The sequence below is a fragment of the Stenotrophomonas sp. CASM106 genome, assembly GCF_049384825.1.
In the GTDB taxonomy this organism is placed as follows: Bacteria; Pseudomonadota; Gammaproteobacteria; order Xanthomonadales; family Xanthomonadaceae; genus Stenotrophomonas; species Stenotrophomonas muris.
On sequence record NZ_JBMRFS010000004.1, the window covers coordinates 263582 to 280632 of the forward strand.

A 17051-nucleotide genomic window follows, 5' to 3' on the forward strand; every position below is an offset into this window, starting at 1 on the left:
CGCCATGAAGCGGTGCGGGACCGGCATTCTATCCAGTTTCGCCGAACAAATCTCCCCCCACCGGCAAAGCCCTGCCGGAGGGGCAGGAGTATCCTATCGCCATGGCTGATACCCCCCTCACTTCGCCGCAGTCGCCGGCGACGCCGCGTTGGCGGCATTACTGGAGTCTGATGCGCGCTGATCGCCCGATCGGCACGCTGCTGCTGCTGTGGCCCACCTGGTGGGCGTTGTGGCTGGCCGCGGGCGGCCTGCCGCCGCTGTGGACGCTGTTCGTGTTCACCGCCGGCGTGTGGCTGACCCGCTCGGCCGGTTGCGTCATCAACGACTACGCCGACCGCTGGCTCGACCCGCATGTGGAGCGGACCAAGGCGCGCCCGCTGGCCACCGGTGCGATCAGCGGCCGCGCCGCGCTGGCGCTGTTCGCCGTACTGATGCTGGTGGCGTTCGGCCTGGTGCTGACCCTGAACGGGCTGACCATCGGCCTGAGCTTCATCGGCGTGTTCCTGGCTGCCAGCTATCCGTACCTGAAGCGCTACACCCATCTGCCGCAGGTCTACCTGGGCATGTCGTTCGGCTGGGGCATCCCGATGGCGTTCGCCGCCGTGCAGGGCGAGGTGCCGATGCTGGGCTGGCTGCTGTATGCCGGCAACATCCTGTGGTCCACCGCCTACGACACCTGGTACGCCATGGTCGACCGCGAGGACGACCTGAAGATGGGCTCGCACTCCACCGCGATCCTGTTCGGTGATCTCGACCTGGTCATCCAGGGCGTGCTGTACGCACTGTTCCTGGCCACGATGGCGCTGGTCGGCGTGCGTGGCGGGCTGGGCGGGTACTACCTGGCCGGCGTGGCCGTGGCCACCGCGCTGGTGGTGTACGAGTTCTGGATCTGCCGCAACCGCGAACGCGGCCCGTGCTTCAAGGCGTTCCTGCACAACAACTGGGTGGGTGCCGCGCTGTTTGCCGGCATCGCCGCGGACCTGGCGCTGCGTTGATCCCAAGGCCTGGTAGAGCCGGCCGCTGGCCGGCTGCGCCCGTGCGCGATCCCGAGGTTGCCGGCCAGCGGCCGGCACTACCGCCTTCCACCACCTGCGATGATGCCTGGATCTGGTAGAGCCGGCCGCTGGCCGGCTGCACCCGTGCGCGATCCCGAAGTGGCCGGCCAGCGGCCGGCACTACCGCCTTCCACCACCTGCAATGATGCTTGGATCTGGTAGAGCCGGCCGCTGGCCGGCTGCACCCGTGCGCGATCCCGAGGTTGCCGGCCAGCGGCCGGCACCACCGCCTTCCACCACCTGCGATGATGCCTGGATCTGGTAGAGCCGGCCGCTGGCCGGCTGCACGACCATCCCGATTAGGAAATTGCCGGCCAGCTGCCGGCACTACCGTTCTGTGCCGCCTACGACCAATAGGTGGCTGACAGCCCGCACCCCACCGCCCAGAATCGGGCCATCGAACCTGGGAGGGTAGGCGATGGCCTCTACGGCAGCAGTACAGGACGGCTGGATGGCGCGCGCAGCGCTGCGTTCGGCCGCCTGGGCGGAAAAGTGGTTCCCCGACGCGTATGTGTTCGCGGTGCTGGGCGTGGTCATCGTCGCGCTGGCCGCGATGGGCTTCGGCTCGACCCCGCAGGCCACCGCCAGCGCCTTCGGTGACGGCTTCTGGAGCCTGATTCCCTTCACCATGCAGATGGCCTTCGTGGTCATCGGTGGCTACGCCGTGGCGACGGCGCCGGTGGTCGCGCGCTTCATCGACTTCCTGGCCCGGGTGCCGCGTACCGGCCGCGGTGCGGTGGTGTACGTGGGCCTGGTCAGCATGCTCGCCTCGCTGCTCAGCTGGGGGTTCTCGCTGGTGTTCGGTGGCCTGCTGGTGCGTGCGCTGGCCCGTCGTACCGAACTGCGCATGGACTACCGCGCCGCCGGTGCTTCGGCGTACCTCGGCCTGGGTGCGGTGTGGGCAATGGGGCTCAGTTCCTCGGCCGCACAGCTGCAGGCCAACCCGGCCAGCATGCCGCCGGGGCTGGTGGAGATCACCGGCGTGCTGCCGTTCACCGAAACCATCTTCCTGTGGCAGTCGATCGCGCTGACCTCGGTGCTGATCCTGGTCTCGCTGCTGATCGCCTGGCTGACGGCACCCGCGGCGGGTAGTGCGCGTACCGCCGAGGAGTTCCCCGGTGCTGCACAGGCCGAGCCGGAACCGCTGCAGCGACGCACGCGCCCGGGCGAATGGCTGGAATACAGCCCGCTGCTGACCGTGCTGCTCTCGCTGCTGGCGTTCGGCTGGCTGTTCAACGAGTTCGCCAACAAGCCGGTGATCACCGCCATCGCCAACCTCAATACCTACAACTTCCTGTTCATCTCGTTGGGCCTGCTGCTGCACTGGCGCCCGCGCAGCTTCCTCAACGCGGTGGCCAAGGCGGTGCCGAGTACCACCGGCGTGCTGATCCAGTTCCCGCTGTACGGCGGCATCGCGATGATCCTCACCCACGCCGCTGGCGGTGACGGGCAGACCCTGGCGCACCGGCTGTCGAGCCTGTTCGTGCACGTGGCCAGCACCGATTCGTTCGCGCTGGTGATGGGCGTCTATTCGGCCGTGCTGGGCTTCTTCGTGCCGTCCGGTGGCGGCAAGTGGATCATCGAGGCGCCGTACGTGATGCAGGCCGCCAACGAACTGAAGGCGCACCTGGGCTGGGCGGTGCAGGTCTACAACGCGGCCGAAGCCCTGCCCAACCTGATCAACCCGTTCTGGATGCTGCCGCTGCTGGGCGTGCTGGGCCTGAAGGCACGCGACATCGTGGGCTTCACCTTCATCCAGCTGCTGGTGCACATCCCGCTGGTGCTGGGCCTGCTGTGGCTGCTGGGCATGACCCTGGCGTATGTGCCACCGGTGATGCCATGAATGCAGAGCTGGCTTCCCTGCATGCGCCGGGAAACCAGCCTCGTTCAGCGCGTGTTTCCGGCTGCGAGCGCCATGAATACGAGCAACGCTGGGGATGGCATGAGGACATGCGGAACCCGCATGAATCCTTCAGCGGCTTGTGCCGCAAGGGCTTTCGCGCGTTCATTCACGCGCGTACACACAGGTGTAGCCGTCCGCCAACGCGCGATTAACTCTTCGCTGCAGACGATGGCCCCGTCCACCGCATTCCGCGCGTGGCTTTGGAGATCGGACATGGCACAGCAGAACCAGAACCCGAACCAGAAGCAGCAGGGCCAGCAGAACCAGCAGGATCAGCAGCAGGGCCGTGGCCGCGACCAGCAGCAGCAACAACAGCAGGAACAGCAGCAGCGCAACCAGCGCAATCAGCAGCAAGGTGGGCAGGACGAGGAAGAGTGACGTCGGTACCCACCCTGGGCAACCCCCGAAGCCCCGCCGCGCGCGGGGCTTCGCTTATTCCAGCACGCCGATGCGTTGCAGCACCGGCGCGGCCGACATGTCATTGGGATTGGTGCCGGGCTGATCCTGCGGCACCTCCATGCCCATGCCGCGGTACAGATCGACCCAGTGCTGGGCGATCTGCCCGGTCTGCGGATTGCGGAAGTTCATCGGCTGCAGCGCGAACACATGGTGCGCACGGAACGCACGCTCGATGAAGTCGGAACAGTAGTAGCTGTCCTCGTTCAACACATACGACGTGTTGTACGGCTTGCCCAGCATCATGCGCGCGGTGGCGACCGCATCCTTGATCGCCGCCTGCTGCGGTGCCCGCAGGCGATAGACCACGATCTGCCGCTGCTTGGCCCGGGCGTCCTGGCGGAACTCGACCAGCGATTGCCGACGCGATCCCTTCTCGTCCGCATGCAGTACCTCCCAGCCGTTTGGCGCCACAGCGACCAGGGCCACATGATCGAAGCTGGGCGCGCCCTGCTTGCCGGTGGCATCGTCGATGGCCGCACTGAGGCCGCTGCGGCCGGCGGTGACGAACAGCAGATCGCCTTCGTGGACATCGACGGCCATCGCCAGCGCTGGCCACAGGGCGGGCAACAGCAGGCCGATCATGAGCAGGAGGCGACGCATGGAGAGTCTCGGTCAGGCGGAATGCCGGAATTGTAGGGCGCGCGGTAGCATGGGACGACCCAACCGGATTCAGGATGAGCCCATGCGTCGAAACCGTTCCGCTGCCGTGCTGATGCTTGCCTGTGGCGTGGCCCTGGTTGCCTGCACGCCCGAGCCCCAGGTGACGCCCACGGAAGTGGCGCCTGCACATCCCGCGCCGTCGTCCACGGCGGCAGCGGTCCAGCCCGCACCGGTGCCTGCCAGCGGTGAATGCCCCTACTCGCAGTTCGATGCGTTCCTGAAGCACTTCGGCAACGAGATCGCGCTGCAGGAAAAAGCCACCGCCGATCCGCTGCTGGACAGCTACATCGATGCCGAGGCCGAGCCGGAACCGCGCAAGGTGGAAAGCCGCCTGGCGCTGGCCGATGTCGAGTGGCCGGTGATGCCCGATCCCGCCGCGTTGGCCGGGCAGGGCCGCGAGATGCAGGTCAGCACGCTGGCCGATGGGCAACGACAGGTACAGATCCGCACGCCGGACAGCAGCGACCAGCAGACCTACACCTTCGCGCAGTCGCCCTGCTGGACGCTGGTCAAGCGCGAGGATGAGTCGATCTGATGCCTGTCCCGGCACAGGCGCGGCCGGGCGGGGGCTGCTAGGCTCGGAGCCTGATCCAGGCAGGGAGACGCCGATGCAGGCTCGCAGGATGTGCACCATCACCGCCACCATGACTGTCATGCTGGCAATGGCACCCTTCACCGGCGTCCAGGCGCAGTCGCTGCCGGCCGACGATAGCGCCTACTTCGCCAGTGCGGCAGCCGAACAGGCCGCGCGCGGCGAGCTGGGCAAGCGTGTCGAGGCCCTGCAGCAGGCTTCCGCGCTTGCACCTGCGCAACGCTTCCATCAGGCCGAGGCACTGCAGGCGCAGTGCCTGCGTCATCACAGCTATCTGCATCTGCAGGCCGCACGCAATGCCCGTGACCATCGCCCGACGCAGGCGCTGGACCAGATGATGGGGCTGTGCAGCCGCATCGCCCACACCGGCCGCGCGGCGCTGCGCGAAGCGCCCGCAGACGCGGCGTGGGCCGCACCGTATGCCTTCCTGCGCGCGCGTGCGCTGAAGGACGCTGCAGCACCGGCCAGTACCGCACTGGATGAGGCCGTGGAGGCCCTGGCCGATCCGGCGCTGGACAGTTTCGCACGGCTGCGTGGGCAGATCCTGCGCAGTGCCGAGTACCCGCAGATCGAGCGTGATGGTCGGCACTGGGACACCGGGCACGACAAGCAGGCACTGGCCCAGCAGCAGGACCGCGCGTTGCGGGAAGCGGGCTGGAAGGGTTATTGGCAGGGCCTGCACTCGCGCCGCGAGCCGATGGCCTCGGTGCTGCTGGGCCTGGTGCAGGTGAACGATGCCGCCGCGCGCCTGCAGGGCGATGGTTCTGCACCGGCGCGGGGCTACCAGCGCATGGGCCTGGATGCATCGGCGGTGGATGCTACGCTGCAGGCGATCGAACGCCATGCACGGGACCGTCGCGCCTACCAGGACATGCTGCTGCGCCACGCCGCGCGTTCAGGCATCGATGCGCCGCAGCTCTGGGATACCACGTTGCCCGATGCCGGCTATATGCCGCCGGTACTGACGCTGGCGCAGCTGCGCGACAATGCCGCCGATGCCATGCAGCACCTGGGGCCGGCATACGTCAGTGAGCTGCGTGCGCTGCTCGATCCGGCCAACCGGCGCATGGATCTGGCCACCGAACGTGGTGACCGCAGCCAGGACGCGTTCTCGGTAAGCGCTCCCGGCGTGCCGGCAATGCTGTTCGTTGGCGTGCGCCGTGGTGATCTGGAAAGCGATGTCGAGATCGCCCATGAGGCCGGTCATGCCATGCACGGTGAGTGGATGCAGCGCGGCCATGCCTCGCCGCTGCAGCGCAATGGCAGCCAGTGGCTGACCGAGGCCTTCGCCATCTACAACGAACTGCGCTTCCGCGACCAGCTGTACCAGCAGGCAGAGGACCCGCGGGCCAAGGCCTATTACCTGAAGTCACTGCTGGACGATATGGTGCTGCAGCTGTTCACGTCTTCCGAAGAGGCGCAGCTGGAGCAGTCGATCTACGAGGGCGTGGCGGACAACACGCTGGGTACCGCCGATGACCTGGACGCGTTGACCGGCCGGGTGCTGGCGCGCTTCGGGCAGGACCCGGAGCGCTATCCGCAGCTGCGCAACGGCTGGATCGGCAAGCGCCTGATGTATGACGACCCCAACTATCTGGTGAACTACCTCTATGCAGGGCTGCTGGCCGTGCAGCTGTTCGTGCAGGATCAACGCGACCCGGCAGGGTTCCGTGAACGCTATCTCGCGGTGCTGGGCGAAGGCTTTGATCGTGCGCCGACCGAGCAGGTGGCGCAGTTGCTGGGGCACGCGCCCGACTGGCCGGCGCTGGTCGATGCCGATATGCAGGTGTTCAATCAGGCGGCCGCGCAGCTGCAGGCGCTGCATGCGCGGATCGAGGCAGGGCAGGGCACGTGAAGATGCTGCGCAGGACGACGTGCACCCGGGCCACGGCATGGCTGTTGATGCTGTTGTGCCTGTTGCCGATGGTGGTGATGGCCGGTGCTGCGGTCCCTGCGCTGGATGACCCGGTGGTGGACGCCGCCAACGCACTTTCGGCGGATACCCGCGACATACTGCGCACGCAGGCCTTCAAGTTGCAGGCACGCACCGGCGCGCAGCTGCAGGTGCTGGTGGTCGACCATGCTGGCGACGAGGGCATCGAGGCCTACGCACAGCGGGTGTTCGACCAGTGGCAGCTGGGCCGCGAAGGCGTTGACGATGGCGTGCTGCTGCTCGTGGCCGTGCAGGACCGCCGGGTACGCATCCAGACCGGTTACGGTCTGGAGGGCGCGATTCCAGATGCCTATGCCGCCCGCATCATCGACAAGGCGATCGTGCCGCGTTTCCGCGATGGCGACCTTGACCAGGGCCTGCTGGATGGAACGAAGGTCGTGGTCGCGCTGATCGATGGCGAGGACCTGCCGGCCTGGGAAGCGCCAGCGATGCGCAACGTGTTGCCGGCCGATTGGCGCAGCGCGGATTCCGTGGTTGCACTGACGCTGCTGGCCGGCTTCCTTGCGGGTCTGTGGCGCTCACCGCCCTCGGCGCCCGCGGCCAGGATGCCGGACGACCTCGCACGCAGGCACCGCGAGCGCCAGCGTGGAGCGCCACGCGAGGTCACCACGCCGCAGGCGCGCCCGAAGCGATTGCCGGCCTGGGGTCGCCCGCTGCTGGTGACGGCTGTGGTAGCCGCGGGTCTGCTGTCGGCGGCTATGTGGGCGCCACGCCAGGCATTGGCAGCGGTCTGCATCGTATTGGCGTTGTGCGTACCGGTGGCGAGCCTGCTTGGCTGGTGCTGGCGCCGCAGCCGAGGTGTGCGCGTGGTGCTGCTCGGCATGCTCGGGGTCAGTTCGGGGTTCTTGGTGGTGATGCTGCTGCGTGGCCAGTTGCCGCCCAGTCTGGCCCTGCACACGTTGCTGGACCTGGCGGCAGGCATCGTAGCCATGCTGCTGTTCTTCCTCGTGCAGGCGTGCCGCGCGCGCTGGCACAAGGACCGCAGCAGCTTCGGGGTGAGGTTCGCAGTGCTCTTGCTGCTGACCGCTGGCTACGTGCTCTTCGCACTGCTGGCCATTGATCGCGCCGACCCGGTGGCACGCCTTGCCGCGACGATCGGGTGGAGTGCCGGCACGGTCGTGCTGTACTTCGCCTGGATTTTCACCATGCTGCCCGGTGAGAAGGCACGCGGCAGCCGCAGATCATCCGTCGGCCACCGCAGTGCGTCCAGCACCCCGTCGTCAAGTTCGTCTGCGAGCAGCTCCAGCAGCTGGTCCGGAGGCGGCGGCCGCAGCGGCGGAGGTGGTGCGTCGGGCAGCTGGTAGTTCAGGCTGCCTGTACCCGCCAGCCGAGCACAACGTCCTCCACGACACCGGGGCCAGCCACGTCGCCCACCTGCAGCAACAGCCCCTGCGCATTGGGCAGGTCCTTCTGCTCGGGAAACCACCGTCGATCGGCCGCGACCACGATCAGCAGGCCCTCGTCGTCGCCCATCGGTGCGAACTGCGGCGAAGCCGGGCTGATCGGCTGCAGGCCGAAACGTTGGTTGGACAGTTCGCGTACGGCCTCGACATCGCGGCTGGGCAGGCCGACTTCGCTCAGGCAGGTCAGCTCGCTGCCATGGAACACGCCTTCGCAAGCGCTGGCCGGCAGGCGGCGGCGGCCGATCAGTTCAAGGATCAGGCCGTCCGGGCCGGTGAAGTACACCGACTGCGACTGCCAGCTGCTCTCCAGCGCGAAGTAGTCCAGCCCCGCCGGATTGCGCTGCAGCGGCGTGCGCTCACGCAACCACGTCATTGCCTCGCTGAAGCGGTTGTCCGGCACGTTGAAGGCCAGATGCACGCCACCCACCGGACGCCCCGCCGCAGGCTGAAGTTCGAGGGTGCTCCAGCCGACGTGCACATGGTTGCCGACCACGCGCTGCTGCAGCACATCGTGGAAATATGTGGCCACGGAAGCGACGTCGGATACCGGCAGAGTGAGGTGCAGCAGGCGCATGATCGATTCTCCGTGGACGCGCCCACTGTAGCGCCGGGCGATGCCCGGCGGCCACTAGCGCAGCGAATGGTTGAAGAACCGTATTGCCGCCTCCGCTGCCTGCGCGTGGGTCTGCGCCTTCGGCACCGATGTGCTGCACAGGTCCTGCAGCCGCTGTTGTCCGGCCGGGGTGCATGCGGCGAGGAAATCGTAATGGCCGACACCGGGCAGCACCTGCAGTGCAGCGCCCGCAATCACCGCACGCGCAGCCTCGCCATTGGTCTGTGGTGGCGCGACCGTGTCCGCCTGGCCCAGCACGATCGACACCGGCTGTTTCAGCGAGGAGAGCTGCTCGGGCGCAAAGGCCTGCACGATTGCCGGCGCCAGCAGGAACACCGCGCGCACGCCGGGAATGGCGCGTGCGTCGTTGGCGTGGGACATCCATGGCGACAGCTCGGGCGACGCCGCAGCGGCAACGCGCGCCTCCATCGTGTGCGTTGCCGCCTCCTGTTGGGGCCGGCAGACGCCGTCATCCGGATGTGCGGTGCAGAAGTCCCGCAATCGCTGCAGGTCCGGTCGCGCACCGGCTGCCAGCAGCGCGGTGTAGCCACCGGCCGAGAAGCCGGCGACCCCCAGGCGCTCAGGATCGACATGCGGGCCCAGCACCGGATCAGCTTGCACGGCCGCCAGTGCGGCACGCAGGTCATCGGCGCGCAACCAGGTCAGAAGGCTGCCGGGCAGGGTCATGGTGTCAACGCCGTTGTTGCCTGGATGATCCACCGCAATCACCAGATATCCGGCCCGCGCCAGCGCCGTGCCCAGCCAACCCATCATGCGCGCGCTGCCGCCGTTGCCATGCGAGAGCAGCAGGGTCGGCAGGCGATCACCCGCGACCGGCGCATCCTTGGCCGACCGGCCGGCGTCGAACAGCGGCGCGTCGGGAGGACCGATGGTCAGCGCGTTTTCGCGGCTGCCGGCCTGTGCCGGATACCAGGCCGTGTAGCGCAGCGCGTCGCGGTGCCCTGCGTCGCGCACGGCGGCGCTGGCCAGCGTCGTCGTGCCGTGGCGCTCGCCGGCGACGCCGCTTTCGCGGGCGGCGCCGACGCTCGCGAACGCCAGCAGCATTCCTCCCAGCACAGCAGCGGTCATGCGCATCTTCAACTCCTTGTCAGTGGGGACGTTCTTCCACCGGCAGCCAGATCTCCACGCCGCCGTTGCCGCTATGCTCGTCGAACCGGGCGTCGTAGCGCTCCAGGTCCGGCGCATCGGCAAGGCTCAGGTTGGACGCAGGGAGATAATGATCCAGCAACCAGAACCAGGTCGAGCGGATGGCCGAGATGTGTCCGCCGTGCCAAGCCACCAGGTAGCGGCGCGCCGGGATGTCCACGCGTCGCCAGTGCGCAGGCACGCTCGGCACCGTGCTTGCCGGTAGTGCCGCAATGTAGTCGAAGCCACCATCGTCATCACTGTTGCAGCACACGCCGAAGCTGACCGGTGCCGGCGTCGGCCACTCGCGGTTGAGCTGGGCCCATTGGCCCGGAATCGCGCCGCTGCTGTCGCGGGTGTGCCGCATGCCGACGCCTGCCAGCTGGAACGCGGACGTATCGAGCAGCCGCGGGGCTTCAATGCAGGCTGACGGGGCCTCGTCCAGGCGGATCGCCTGCACCAGCGTCAGCCCATCGGTGCCCTGTTCGCGTACCCGTTCCGGTGTCTGCCCGAACTGTTCGCTGAAGGCACGGGTAAAGGCAGCATGGGTGGTGTAGCCGGCCCCCAGCGCCACCTGCAGGATGTCGCCCGCGCCGTTGGCCAACCGCTGCGCGGCAGCGCTCAGGCGGCGCCCGCGCAGGTAGCGCACCACCGAGGTGCCGGTGCGGGCCTGGAACAGGCGTGACAGATGAAACGGCGACAGGCCGGCCGCAGCGGCGATATCGGCCAGCGCCAATGGCTGGTCCGCATGGGTTTCGATGTACCACAACGCCTTGCCTGCCGCGCTCATCCTGCCGTTCCCCGCATCCAATGCCGGCACAGTAGCGGATCGGCAGGCGCGGCGTTTAGCAGTTCTTGCGCTGCCGGGCTTTGCGTCTGCCTGCGTACCGGCAACAATGCGTGCTTCATGGACGTGATGGGGGGCAGGGAGATGCGATCGACGACGGGGGATGCCAGGCCAGCGGAGCCCGGCCGATGATCGAGATGATCGAAATGCTGCTTGCCCTCTGGGTACTTCCCAGTCTGTTGACCCTGGCGCTGATGCTGCTGATGTTGTTCGGCGCGCCACGGTGGCGCGGCAACCCCTGGGTGTACCGTGTCGGCTTCGCGTTGCTGGGCGGGTTTCTGACACCGACGTTGTTGGGGGCCGGTCACGGTGGGTTGCCGTGCGCGACTATCGGCGGGCTGGTGATGATACTGACGCAGCTGCAATGGATCGGCGATCTGCAGGTCGACTTCATGGGGATCGGGATTCGCAACAGGGGCATCTGGATCATGTCCACCCCCGCCTTGGTGGTGTTCGCTGCCATGATGTTCGTTCCGCTGCGAACGGCACGGCCGGCCCGTTTCGGCTTTGGCGACGACGCCAACGGCTAGCCGCTGTGTGCGGAGATGGGGCGTGGGTCTGCATTGCCACCCATGCATGGCGTGGATCTACGGATGAGCCCTGGCAGGGGCCAACCTTGGTTGGCGCATCAAGCTGTCGTACTGACGTCATGCCTCCTTCACACATCGCGCCGAGACTGCGCGCCTTGTCCAGGCCTGTTGTGTGCGCACAGGTGCTGGCCCTGTCGCGTCCTCCCGGAGCCCTGCCGTGCATCGTTCGAAGCTTTCGCGTTCCATCCTCCTTGCCCTTTCCATGGCCAGCGCAGGAGGCGCGATCGCAACGGAGGCCGATGCGGTCGATGCCGCCGGCGGCAGCCGCGCCGCGCCCACCCAGCTCGACGCGATGCTGGTCACCGGTACCCGCGCGTCCAACCGCACCCAGTTCGAAACGCTGGCGCCGGTGGATGTGTTCAGCAAGGAAGACATCAGGTCCGTCGAATCCACCGACCTGAAGGACGTGCTGGCCCAGCTGGTGCCGTCGTTCGTGGTGCAGCGCCTGCCGATGGCGGACGGCCAGGTGTTCGTGCGTCCGGCCACGCTGCGTGGCCTGTCGCCGGACCAGACCCTGGTGCTGGTCAACGGTCGCCGCTTCCACCGCAGCGCGCTGCTCGGCAACCGTGGTGCACAGGCCGCTGATCTGGCACAGATTCCAACCAGCGCGATCAAGCGCATCGAGGTGCTGCGTGATGGCGCGTCGGCGCAGTACGGCTCGGACGCCATCGCCGGCGTCATCAACATCATCCTGGAGGATGGGCCGGGTAGCGAGATCACCGCCGGCTACTCGCAGTACGCGCAGGGCGACGGTGCTTCGCGCGATTTCAGTGCGCGCACCGGCTGGTCGCTGGGCGACTATGGCAGCCTGGTGCTGTTCGCCGAATCGTCCACCTCCGACGCCACCTCGCGCACCCGCCAGCGCCCCGATGCCATCGCCTTCCAGGCCGCGCATCCGGAGCTGGAGGTGCCCAACCCGGTGCAGCGCTGGGGCCAGCCGGAACTGGAAAGCCGCCGCGTCGGCTTCAACGTAAAGGCCAACGCCAGCGATACGCTGGAGCTCTATGCCTTTGGCCTGTACAGCCACAGCGATGGCGTCAGCGATTTCAACTGGCGCAACCCGGACACCACCACCGGCGCGTACCGCACCACCGCCATCTTCCCGGGCTGGAACCTGCGCTCGCTGTATCCGGTCGGCTTCAGCCCGCAGTACGGCAACGTGCAGAACGACCTGCAGCTGGTCGGTGGCCTGCGCGGCGAGATCACGCCGAAGCTGCGCTGGGATGTCAGCGCCTCGTATGGCCGCAACGCCATCGACTATCGCCTGAAGAACTCGATCAATGCCTCGCTCGGTCCGGCCAGCCCGACCGACTTCGATCTCGGCCGCCTGACCCAGACCGAGAAGAACGCCAACGCCGACTTCAACTACGAATGGGACGTGGCTGCGCTGTCCAAGCCGATCAACGTCGCCTTCGGTGGCGAGTTCCGCCAGGAAACCTACCAGGTGCGCGCCGGTGATCCGGCCTCGTACGCGGTGGGTCCGGGCGCGGCCGCGGGCCTGGAGGCCAACTCCAATGGCGCGCCGGGCTTCTCGGCCAGCCAGGCCGGGCAGTGGAGCCAGCGCAGCAAGGCCGCCTACGTGGACATGGAAGTGCCGCTGGGCGAGCGCTGGAGCATCGGTGCAGCCAGCCGCTATGAGGACTTCTCCAGCTTCGGCAGCACACTGGACGGCAAACTGTCGGCGCGCTTCGCGATCACCCCGGACGTCGCCCTGCGCGGCACCGTGTCCACCGGCTTCCGCGCGCCGACGCCGGCGCAGCTCAACACCACCAGCACCACCCAGGGGTTGGATACGCGCACGCTGCAGATCTTCACCAGCGGCCGCCTGTCGCCGAACGATCCGCTGGCGCAGCTGCTCGGTGCCAGGCCGTTGAAGCCGGAAGAATCGCGTACCGCATCGCTGGGCCTGACCTGGCGCACCGACCTGGGCCTGTCCGGCTCGGTGGATGTCTACCAGATCAAGCTCACCGACCGCTTCAGCCAGTCGGCCAGTTTCGCCATTCCGGCCGGTACGCCCAATCCGCTGGGCTATACCTCGGTGAACTACTTCACCAACGACTTCGACACCACCACCACCGGCGTGGACGTGGTCGGCAACTACCTGCGCGACCTCGGCGAGGGCCGCATGACGCTGACCCTGGCCTACAACTACAACCGCACCCGCGTGGACAACGGCAGCACCTCGGTGGCCACCAACGAGACCCAGCGCGTGCTGTTTGAAGACCGCCTGCCCGAGCACAAGGGCAGCTTGACCGGCAGCTGGGACATCGGTGCCTGGTCGCTGATGGCGCGCATGCGCTACTACGGTGCCTGGACCGATTCCAGCGGCAATGCGGTGGGCGATATCTACCAGCGTTTCGGTGCGATGAGCTTCCTCGACCTGGCCGTCGGCTATCGCATCAACGAACATCACAGCCTGCGCGTGGGTGCCGACAACGTGTTCGACCGCTATCCGGACGAAGCCACCTTCCAGGCCAGTCGCGGCCTGGTCTACTCGCGCAACGCGCCGTACGACACCGACGGTGCCAACCTGTACGCACAGTACCGGCTGAGCTTCTGATGGACCGCAACCGCCGCGTCCTGTTGTGTGCCGGTGCACTGCTGCCGGCTGCAGCTGCGCTGTCTTCACTGCCCGCCATGGCGGCCGCGGGTTACGCTGCGCCCATGCAGATTCCCGCAACGACCGTAGCGCCGGACGCGCTGGCCCGCGATGAAGGCTACTGGGCCGCCGTGGCCAGCCACTTCGACATCACCGATGAAGTGAACCACCTGGAGAACGGCTACTGGGGCGCGATGGGCCGCGAGGCGCTGGCCAGCTACCAGCGCCACACCGCCGAGGTGAACCGTGGCAACGCCTGGTACGGCCGTCATGAGTTCCCGGCGCAGTACATGGCGGTGCAGCGGCAGGTGGCCGAACTGCTGGGCGTGGGCGCCGACGAGATCGCACTGACCCGTGGCGCCACCGAAGCGATGCTGGCGCTGATCGGTGGCTACAACCGCCTGCGGCCCGGCGACCAGGTGCTGTACGCCGACATCGACTACGACAGCATGATCGGTGCGATGCGTTGGCTGCAGCAGCGCCGTGGCGTGCAGGTCGAGCGCATCGCGCTGCCGGTGGTGCCCGACCATGCGCAGATCCTGCAGGCCTACGAGGCCGCGTTCGCGCGGCTGCCACGCCTGAAGCTGGTGCTGCTGACCCAGGTCAGCCATCGCCATGGGCTGGTGCTGCCGGTGGCCGAGATCGCCGAGCGTGCACGCGCACGTGGAATCGACGTGATCGTCGATGCGGCGCACGGGTTCGGCCAGATCGACTACGCGGTGCCGCAGCTCAAGGCCGATTTCGTCGGCATCAACCTGCACAAGTGGATCGGCGCACCGGTCGGTGTCGGCGCGATGTACGTGCGCAGGGGCCGCGTTGCGGACCTCGACCCGTACATGGGCGAGACCGACGACGGCCGCGTGGGCAGCCGCGTACACACCGGCACCGTCAACTTCGCCGCTTACCTGGCACTTCCGGAGGCGATTGCCCTGCACCAGCGCATCGGTGCGGACAACAAGCAGGCGCGCCTGCGTTACCTGCGCGAGCGCTGGACGCTGCCGGCGCGGCAGATGGCGCACATCGAAGTGCTGTCTTCGCCGGATCCGGCGCTGGCGAGTGCATTGGCCAGCTTCCGCCTGCGCGGGCGCACCAGCGTGGCTGACAACATCGCGCTGCAGAAGCGCCTGTTGGATGAGCATCGCGTGTTCACCACCCATCGCGACGGCTTGGACTCCGGCGCCTGCGTGCGGGTGACGCCGTCGGTGTTCACCCGGCCGCAGCAGATGGATGCGCTGGTGAAGGCCCTCTCCGCCTTGGCCTGACCCTGCTTTGGTGGGTGCCAACCTTGGTTGGCACATTCCAACCGTGCCGGGGAATCTTCCGCCGGCCAGCGGCCGGCGCTACCGGTCGGGTGGGTGCCAACCTTGGTTGGCACATTCCAACCGTACCGGGGGATCTTCCGCCGGCCAGCGGCCGGCGCTACCGATCTGGTGGGTGCCAACCTTGGTTGGCACATTCCAACCGTGCCGGGGAATCTTCCGCCGGCCAGCGGCCGGCACTACCGGTCGGGTGGGTGCCAACTGTTGGTTGGCACATTCCAACCGTGCTGAGGAATCTTCCGCCGGCCAGCGGCCGGCACTACCGGTCGGGTGGGTGCCAACTGTTGGTTGGCACATTCCAACCGTGCCGGGGAATCTTCCGCCGGCCAGCGGCCGGCACTACCGGTCGGGTGGGTGCCGACCGTTGGTCGGCACATCCCATTCCAGGGCTACCGCTCGATCGCCGGCAACGCGTCCGACAACAACAACCGGTCAATCCGCCGCAACGCGCTCTCCAGCTGCCGGCGATCGGCCGCCAGCCCCAGCGACAGCCGCACGCCGTTCTGATGCTGCACCCCCGGCGGGCAGAATGCCGATGAAGGCGCGATCGCCAGCCCCTGCAGCTGTGCGGTACGCACCAGGGTGGCGTCAGTCCATGGCGCTGGTACCCGGCACCAGGCATGCAGGCCTTCGGCGCGCAGCAGCAGCGAAGGCGCCAGCAGGTAGCGCGCCATGCGCATGCGCTCGTGCGCTTCGCTGCGCACCTGCGCCAGCAGCGACTGCGCCGAACCATCCAGCAGCAGCTGGCTGGCCAACGCCGAGACCAGCGGATGACCCATCAACCGCGTCGCCCGCAATGCAGCCGTCATCGACTCGGCGTGCGCAGCGCTTGGGCACTGCACGAACGCAGTGCGCAGGCCGGGGCTGATCACCTTCGACAGCGTCGCCACGTAGAACACATGGCGCGGTGCCAGCGCCGCCAGCGGTGTCGGTGCATCCTCGGCGAGGTGCCAGTAAGGATCGTCTTCGATCGCCAGCAGGCCTTCCCTCTCCAGAACACGCGCCAGCGCTTCGCGCCGCTGCAGCGGCAGGGTCAGCGCGGTCGGGTTCTGGCAGGTGGGGTTGAGATAGACCAACCGCGCGCCGCTTTCGCGTGCCAGCCGGGCCAGCGCATCGGGGCACATGCCGTGTTCGTCGCTGTCCACCGGCAGCAGCCGCCGGCCCAGTGCGGCGGCGGCCTGCAGCAGGCCCGGATAGACCAGCGCATCGCAGAGGATCGCATCATCGTCGCGGCCCTGGCTGACCAGGATCGCGGCAAGCGCCACCTGCGCGCCTTCGGTCAGCAACAGGCTGGCATCCTCCACCGCGCCCAGCATCGGTTGCAGCCAGCGCGCTGCCGCGTGGCGGTCGGTGGGATTGCCGCCGCCCAGGTGGTAGGTCATCAGGTTCGGCGCGTTGCTGCGCGCAAGCACGGCGGCGGCACCGCGGCGCAGGGTTTCGGCCAGCGCATCGGCATCGGGCACCGGCGGCACGTTCATGCTCAGGTCCACCACCTGGTCGAAGCCGGCCTTGGGTGGTGCGATGAAACTGCCTTGTGGCCCGCGCGCCTCGATCAGGCCGCGCTTGCGCGCTTCGTCGAATGCCCGCGTTACCGTGGTCAGGTCGACGCCGAGCTGCTGCGCCAACGCGCGCTGCGAGGGCAGGCGTTGTCCTGGTGCAAGCCCACCGCGACGTACCGTGCGCTCCAGCGAATTGACGATGCGCAGGTAGATCGGCCCGTTGTGCGCGAGCACGTCCTGCACCCATTCGCGGGCTGCGACATCCGGTCGCGGCATGTACGGAGCATGTCGGGGCGTATCGTTGCTTCCAACGGCGGGAGCCTGTCCATAACCATCGGTCGGTTCGGACAGGTGACCGCCGTTGTTGCTTGTGGCGGCCACAGCGGCCAGCGTCAGTGGTGTCATTGCGCGT

At 67.9% G+C, this 17051-nt stretch carries 14 protein-coding genes; 9 read left to right on the forward strand and 5 right to left on the reverse strand.

Going from position 1 to position 17051, the window contains the following annotated elements; all coding sequences use genetic code 11:
• Window positions 1-101 precede the first annotated feature (101 nt).
• The 3 genes from ubiA (at window position 102) to VG556_RS11725 (ending at window position 3336) form a co-directional block, all read left to right on the forward strand.
• Entirely contained in the window at window positions 102-995 is an 894-nt protein-coding gene (ubiA, locus tag VG556_RS11715; protein WP_014648747.1) for a 4-hydroxybenzoate octaprenyltransferase, read from the forward strand.
• A gap of 478 nt (window positions 996-1473) precedes the next feature.
• Window positions 1474-2898, forward strand: coding sequence for a short-chain fatty acid transporter (locus VG556_RS11720; RefSeq protein ID WP_014038818.1), 1425 nt, complete (start codon window positions 1474-1476; stop codon window positions 2896-2898).
• Window positions 2899-3171: 273 nt separating this feature from the next.
• On the forward strand, window positions 3172-3336 hold the full coding sequence (locus VG556_RS11725) for a hypothetical protein (RefSeq protein ID WP_005414774.1): 165 nt from the start codon (window positions 3172-3174) through the stop codon (window positions 3334-3336).
• 54 nt (window positions 3337-3390) lie between these two features.
• On the opposite strand, the gene VG556_RS11730 is transcribed toward VG556_RS11725, so the two are convergent.
• Window positions 3391-4017 (reverse strand): YiiX/YebB-like N1pC/P60 family cysteine hydrolase, encoded by a 627-nt coding sequence (locus VG556_RS11730; protein ID WP_049408871.1) that lies wholly within the window; start codon window positions 4015-4017, stop codon window positions 3391-3393.
• An 82-nt stretch (window positions 4018-4099) separates the two neighbouring features.
• Between VG556_RS11730 and VG556_RS11735 the strand changes: the two genes are divergently transcribed.
• The 3 genes from VG556_RS11735 (at window position 4100) to VG556_RS11745 (ending at window position 7927) form a co-directional block, all read left to right on the forward strand.
• The gene (locus VG556_RS11735; protein WP_032958753.1) at window positions 4100-4612 is read left to right on the forward strand and encodes a hypothetical protein; all 513 of its coding nucleotides are present in this window, start codon (window positions 4100-4102) and stop codon (window positions 4610-4612) included.
• A gap of 73 nt (window positions 4613-4685) precedes the next feature.
• Window positions 4686-6524, forward strand: a complete 1839-nt coding sequence (locus tag VG556_RS11740) for a M3 family metallopeptidase (RefSeq protein WP_049408870.1) — start codon at window positions 4686-4688, stop codon at window positions 6522-6524.
• 2 nt (window positions 6525-6526) lie between these two features.
• On the forward strand, window positions 6527-7927 hold the full coding sequence (locus tag VG556_RS11745; protein ID WP_049408869.1) for a TPM domain-containing protein: 1401 nt from the start codon (window positions 6527-6529) through the stop codon (window positions 7925-7927).
• A 1-nt stretch (window position 7928) separates the two neighbouring features.
• On the opposite strand, the gene VG556_RS11750 is transcribed toward VG556_RS11745, so the two are convergent.
• Genes VG556_RS11750 through VG556_RS11760 form a run of 3 tightly spaced genes read right to left on the reverse strand, consistent with a single transcriptional unit; the run spans window position 7929 to window position 10575 of the window.
• Window positions 7929-8600 carry a VOC family protein gene (locus VG556_RS11750; RefSeq protein WP_049408868.1) on the reverse strand — a complete coding sequence of 224 codons (672 nt, stop codon included), beginning with the start codon at window positions 8598-8600 and terminating at the stop codon, window positions 7929-7931.
• Between the two features lie 54 nt (window positions 8601-8654).
• On the reverse strand, window positions 8655-9734 hold the full coding sequence (locus tag VG556_RS11755; RefSeq protein ID WP_049408867.1) for an alpha/beta hydrolase family protein: 1080 nt from the start codon (window positions 9732-9734) through the stop codon (window positions 8655-8657).
• Between the two features lie 13 nt (window positions 9735-9747).
• Window positions 9748-10575, reverse strand: coding sequence for an AraC family transcriptional regulator (locus tag VG556_RS11760; protein ID WP_049408866.1), 828 nt, complete (start codon window positions 10573-10575; stop codon window positions 9748-9750).
• A gap of 185 nt (window positions 10576-10760) precedes the next feature.
• Between VG556_RS11760 and VG556_RS11765 the strand changes: the two genes are divergently transcribed.
• The 3 genes from VG556_RS11765 (at window position 10761) to VG556_RS11775 (ending at window position 15083) form a co-directional block, all read left to right on the forward strand.
• The gene (locus VG556_RS11765; protein WP_014648738.1) at window positions 10761-11162 is read left to right on the forward strand and encodes a hypothetical protein; all 402 of its coding nucleotides are present in this window, start codon (window positions 10761-10763) and stop codon (window positions 11160-11162) included.
• 217 nt (window positions 11163-11379) lie between these two features.
• Entirely contained in the window at window positions 11380-13782 is a 2403-nt protein-coding gene (locus VG556_RS11770; RefSeq protein ID WP_100450742.1) for a TonB-dependent receptor plug domain-containing protein, read from the forward strand.
• A complete protein-coding gene (locus VG556_RS11775) occupies window positions 13782-15083 on the forward strand; it encodes an aminotransferase class V-fold PLP-dependent enzyme (protein ID WP_100450741.1) in 1302 nt (433 codons plus the stop codon). Before VG556_RS11770 ends, VG556_RS11775 begins: the two co-directional genes overlap by 1 nt.
• A 446-nt stretch (window positions 15084-15529) precedes the next feature.
• On the opposite strand, the gene VG556_RS11780 is transcribed toward VG556_RS11775, so the two are convergent.
• Window positions 15530-17044 (reverse strand): PLP-dependent aminotransferase family protein, encoded by a 1515-nt coding sequence (locus VG556_RS11780; protein ID WP_100450740.1) that lies wholly within the window; start codon window positions 17042-17044, stop codon window positions 15530-15532.
• Window positions 17045-17051: the final 7 nt, after the last annotated feature.

Bases quoted from the DNA above. Each gene is read 5' to 3' on its own strand.
- VG556_RS11765 (WP_014648738.1), top strand. From the start codon at position 10,761: ATGATCGAGATGATCGAAATGCTGCTTGCCCTCTGGGTACTTCCCAGT.
- VG556_RS11755 (WP_049408867.1), bottom strand. From the start codon at position 9,734: ATGCGCATGACCGCTGCTGTGCTGGGAGGAATGCTGCTGGCGTTCGCG.
- VG556_RS11760 (WP_049408866.1), bottom strand. From the start codon at position 10,575: ATGAGCGCGGCAGGCAAGGCGTTGTGGTACATCGAAACCCATGCGGAC.
- ubiA (WP_014648747.1), top strand. From the start codon at position 102: ATGGCTGATACCCCCCTCACTTCGCCGCAGTCGCCGGCGACGCCGCGT.
- VG556_RS11730 (WP_049408871.1), bottom strand. From the start codon at position 4,017: ATGCGTCGCCTCCTGCTCATGATCGGCCTGCTGTTGCCCGCCCTGTGG.
- VG556_RS11735 (WP_032958753.1), top strand. From the start codon at position 4,100: ATGCGTCGAAACCGTTCCGCTGCCGTGCTGATGCTTGCCTGTGGCGTG.
- VG556_RS11745 (WP_049408869.1), top strand. From the start codon at position 6,527: ATGCTGCGCAGGACGACGTGCACCCGGGCCACGGCATGGCTGTTGATG.
- VG556_RS11775 (WP_100450741.1), top strand. From the start codon at position 13,782: ATGGACCGCAACCGCCGCGTCCTGTTGTGTGCCGGTGCACTGCTGCCG.
- VG556_RS11740 (WP_049408870.1), top strand. From the start codon at position 4,686: ATGCAGGCTCGCAGGATGTGCACCATCACCGCCACCATGACTGTCATG.
- VG556_RS11750 (WP_049408868.1), bottom strand. From the start codon at position 8,600: ATGCGCCTGCTGCACCTCACTCTGCCGGTATCCGACGTCGCTTCCGTG.
- VG556_RS11725 (WP_005414774.1), top strand. From the start codon at position 3,172: ATGGCACAGCAGAACCAGAACCCGAACCAGAAGCAGCAGGGCCAGCAG.
- VG556_RS11780 (WP_100450740.1), bottom strand. From the start codon at position 17,044: ATGACACCACTGACGCTGGCCGCTGTGGCCGCCACAAGCAACAACGGC.
- VG556_RS11720 (WP_014038818.1), top strand. From the start codon at position 1,474: ATGGCCTCTACGGCAGCAGTACAGGACGGCTGGATGGCGCGCGCAGCG.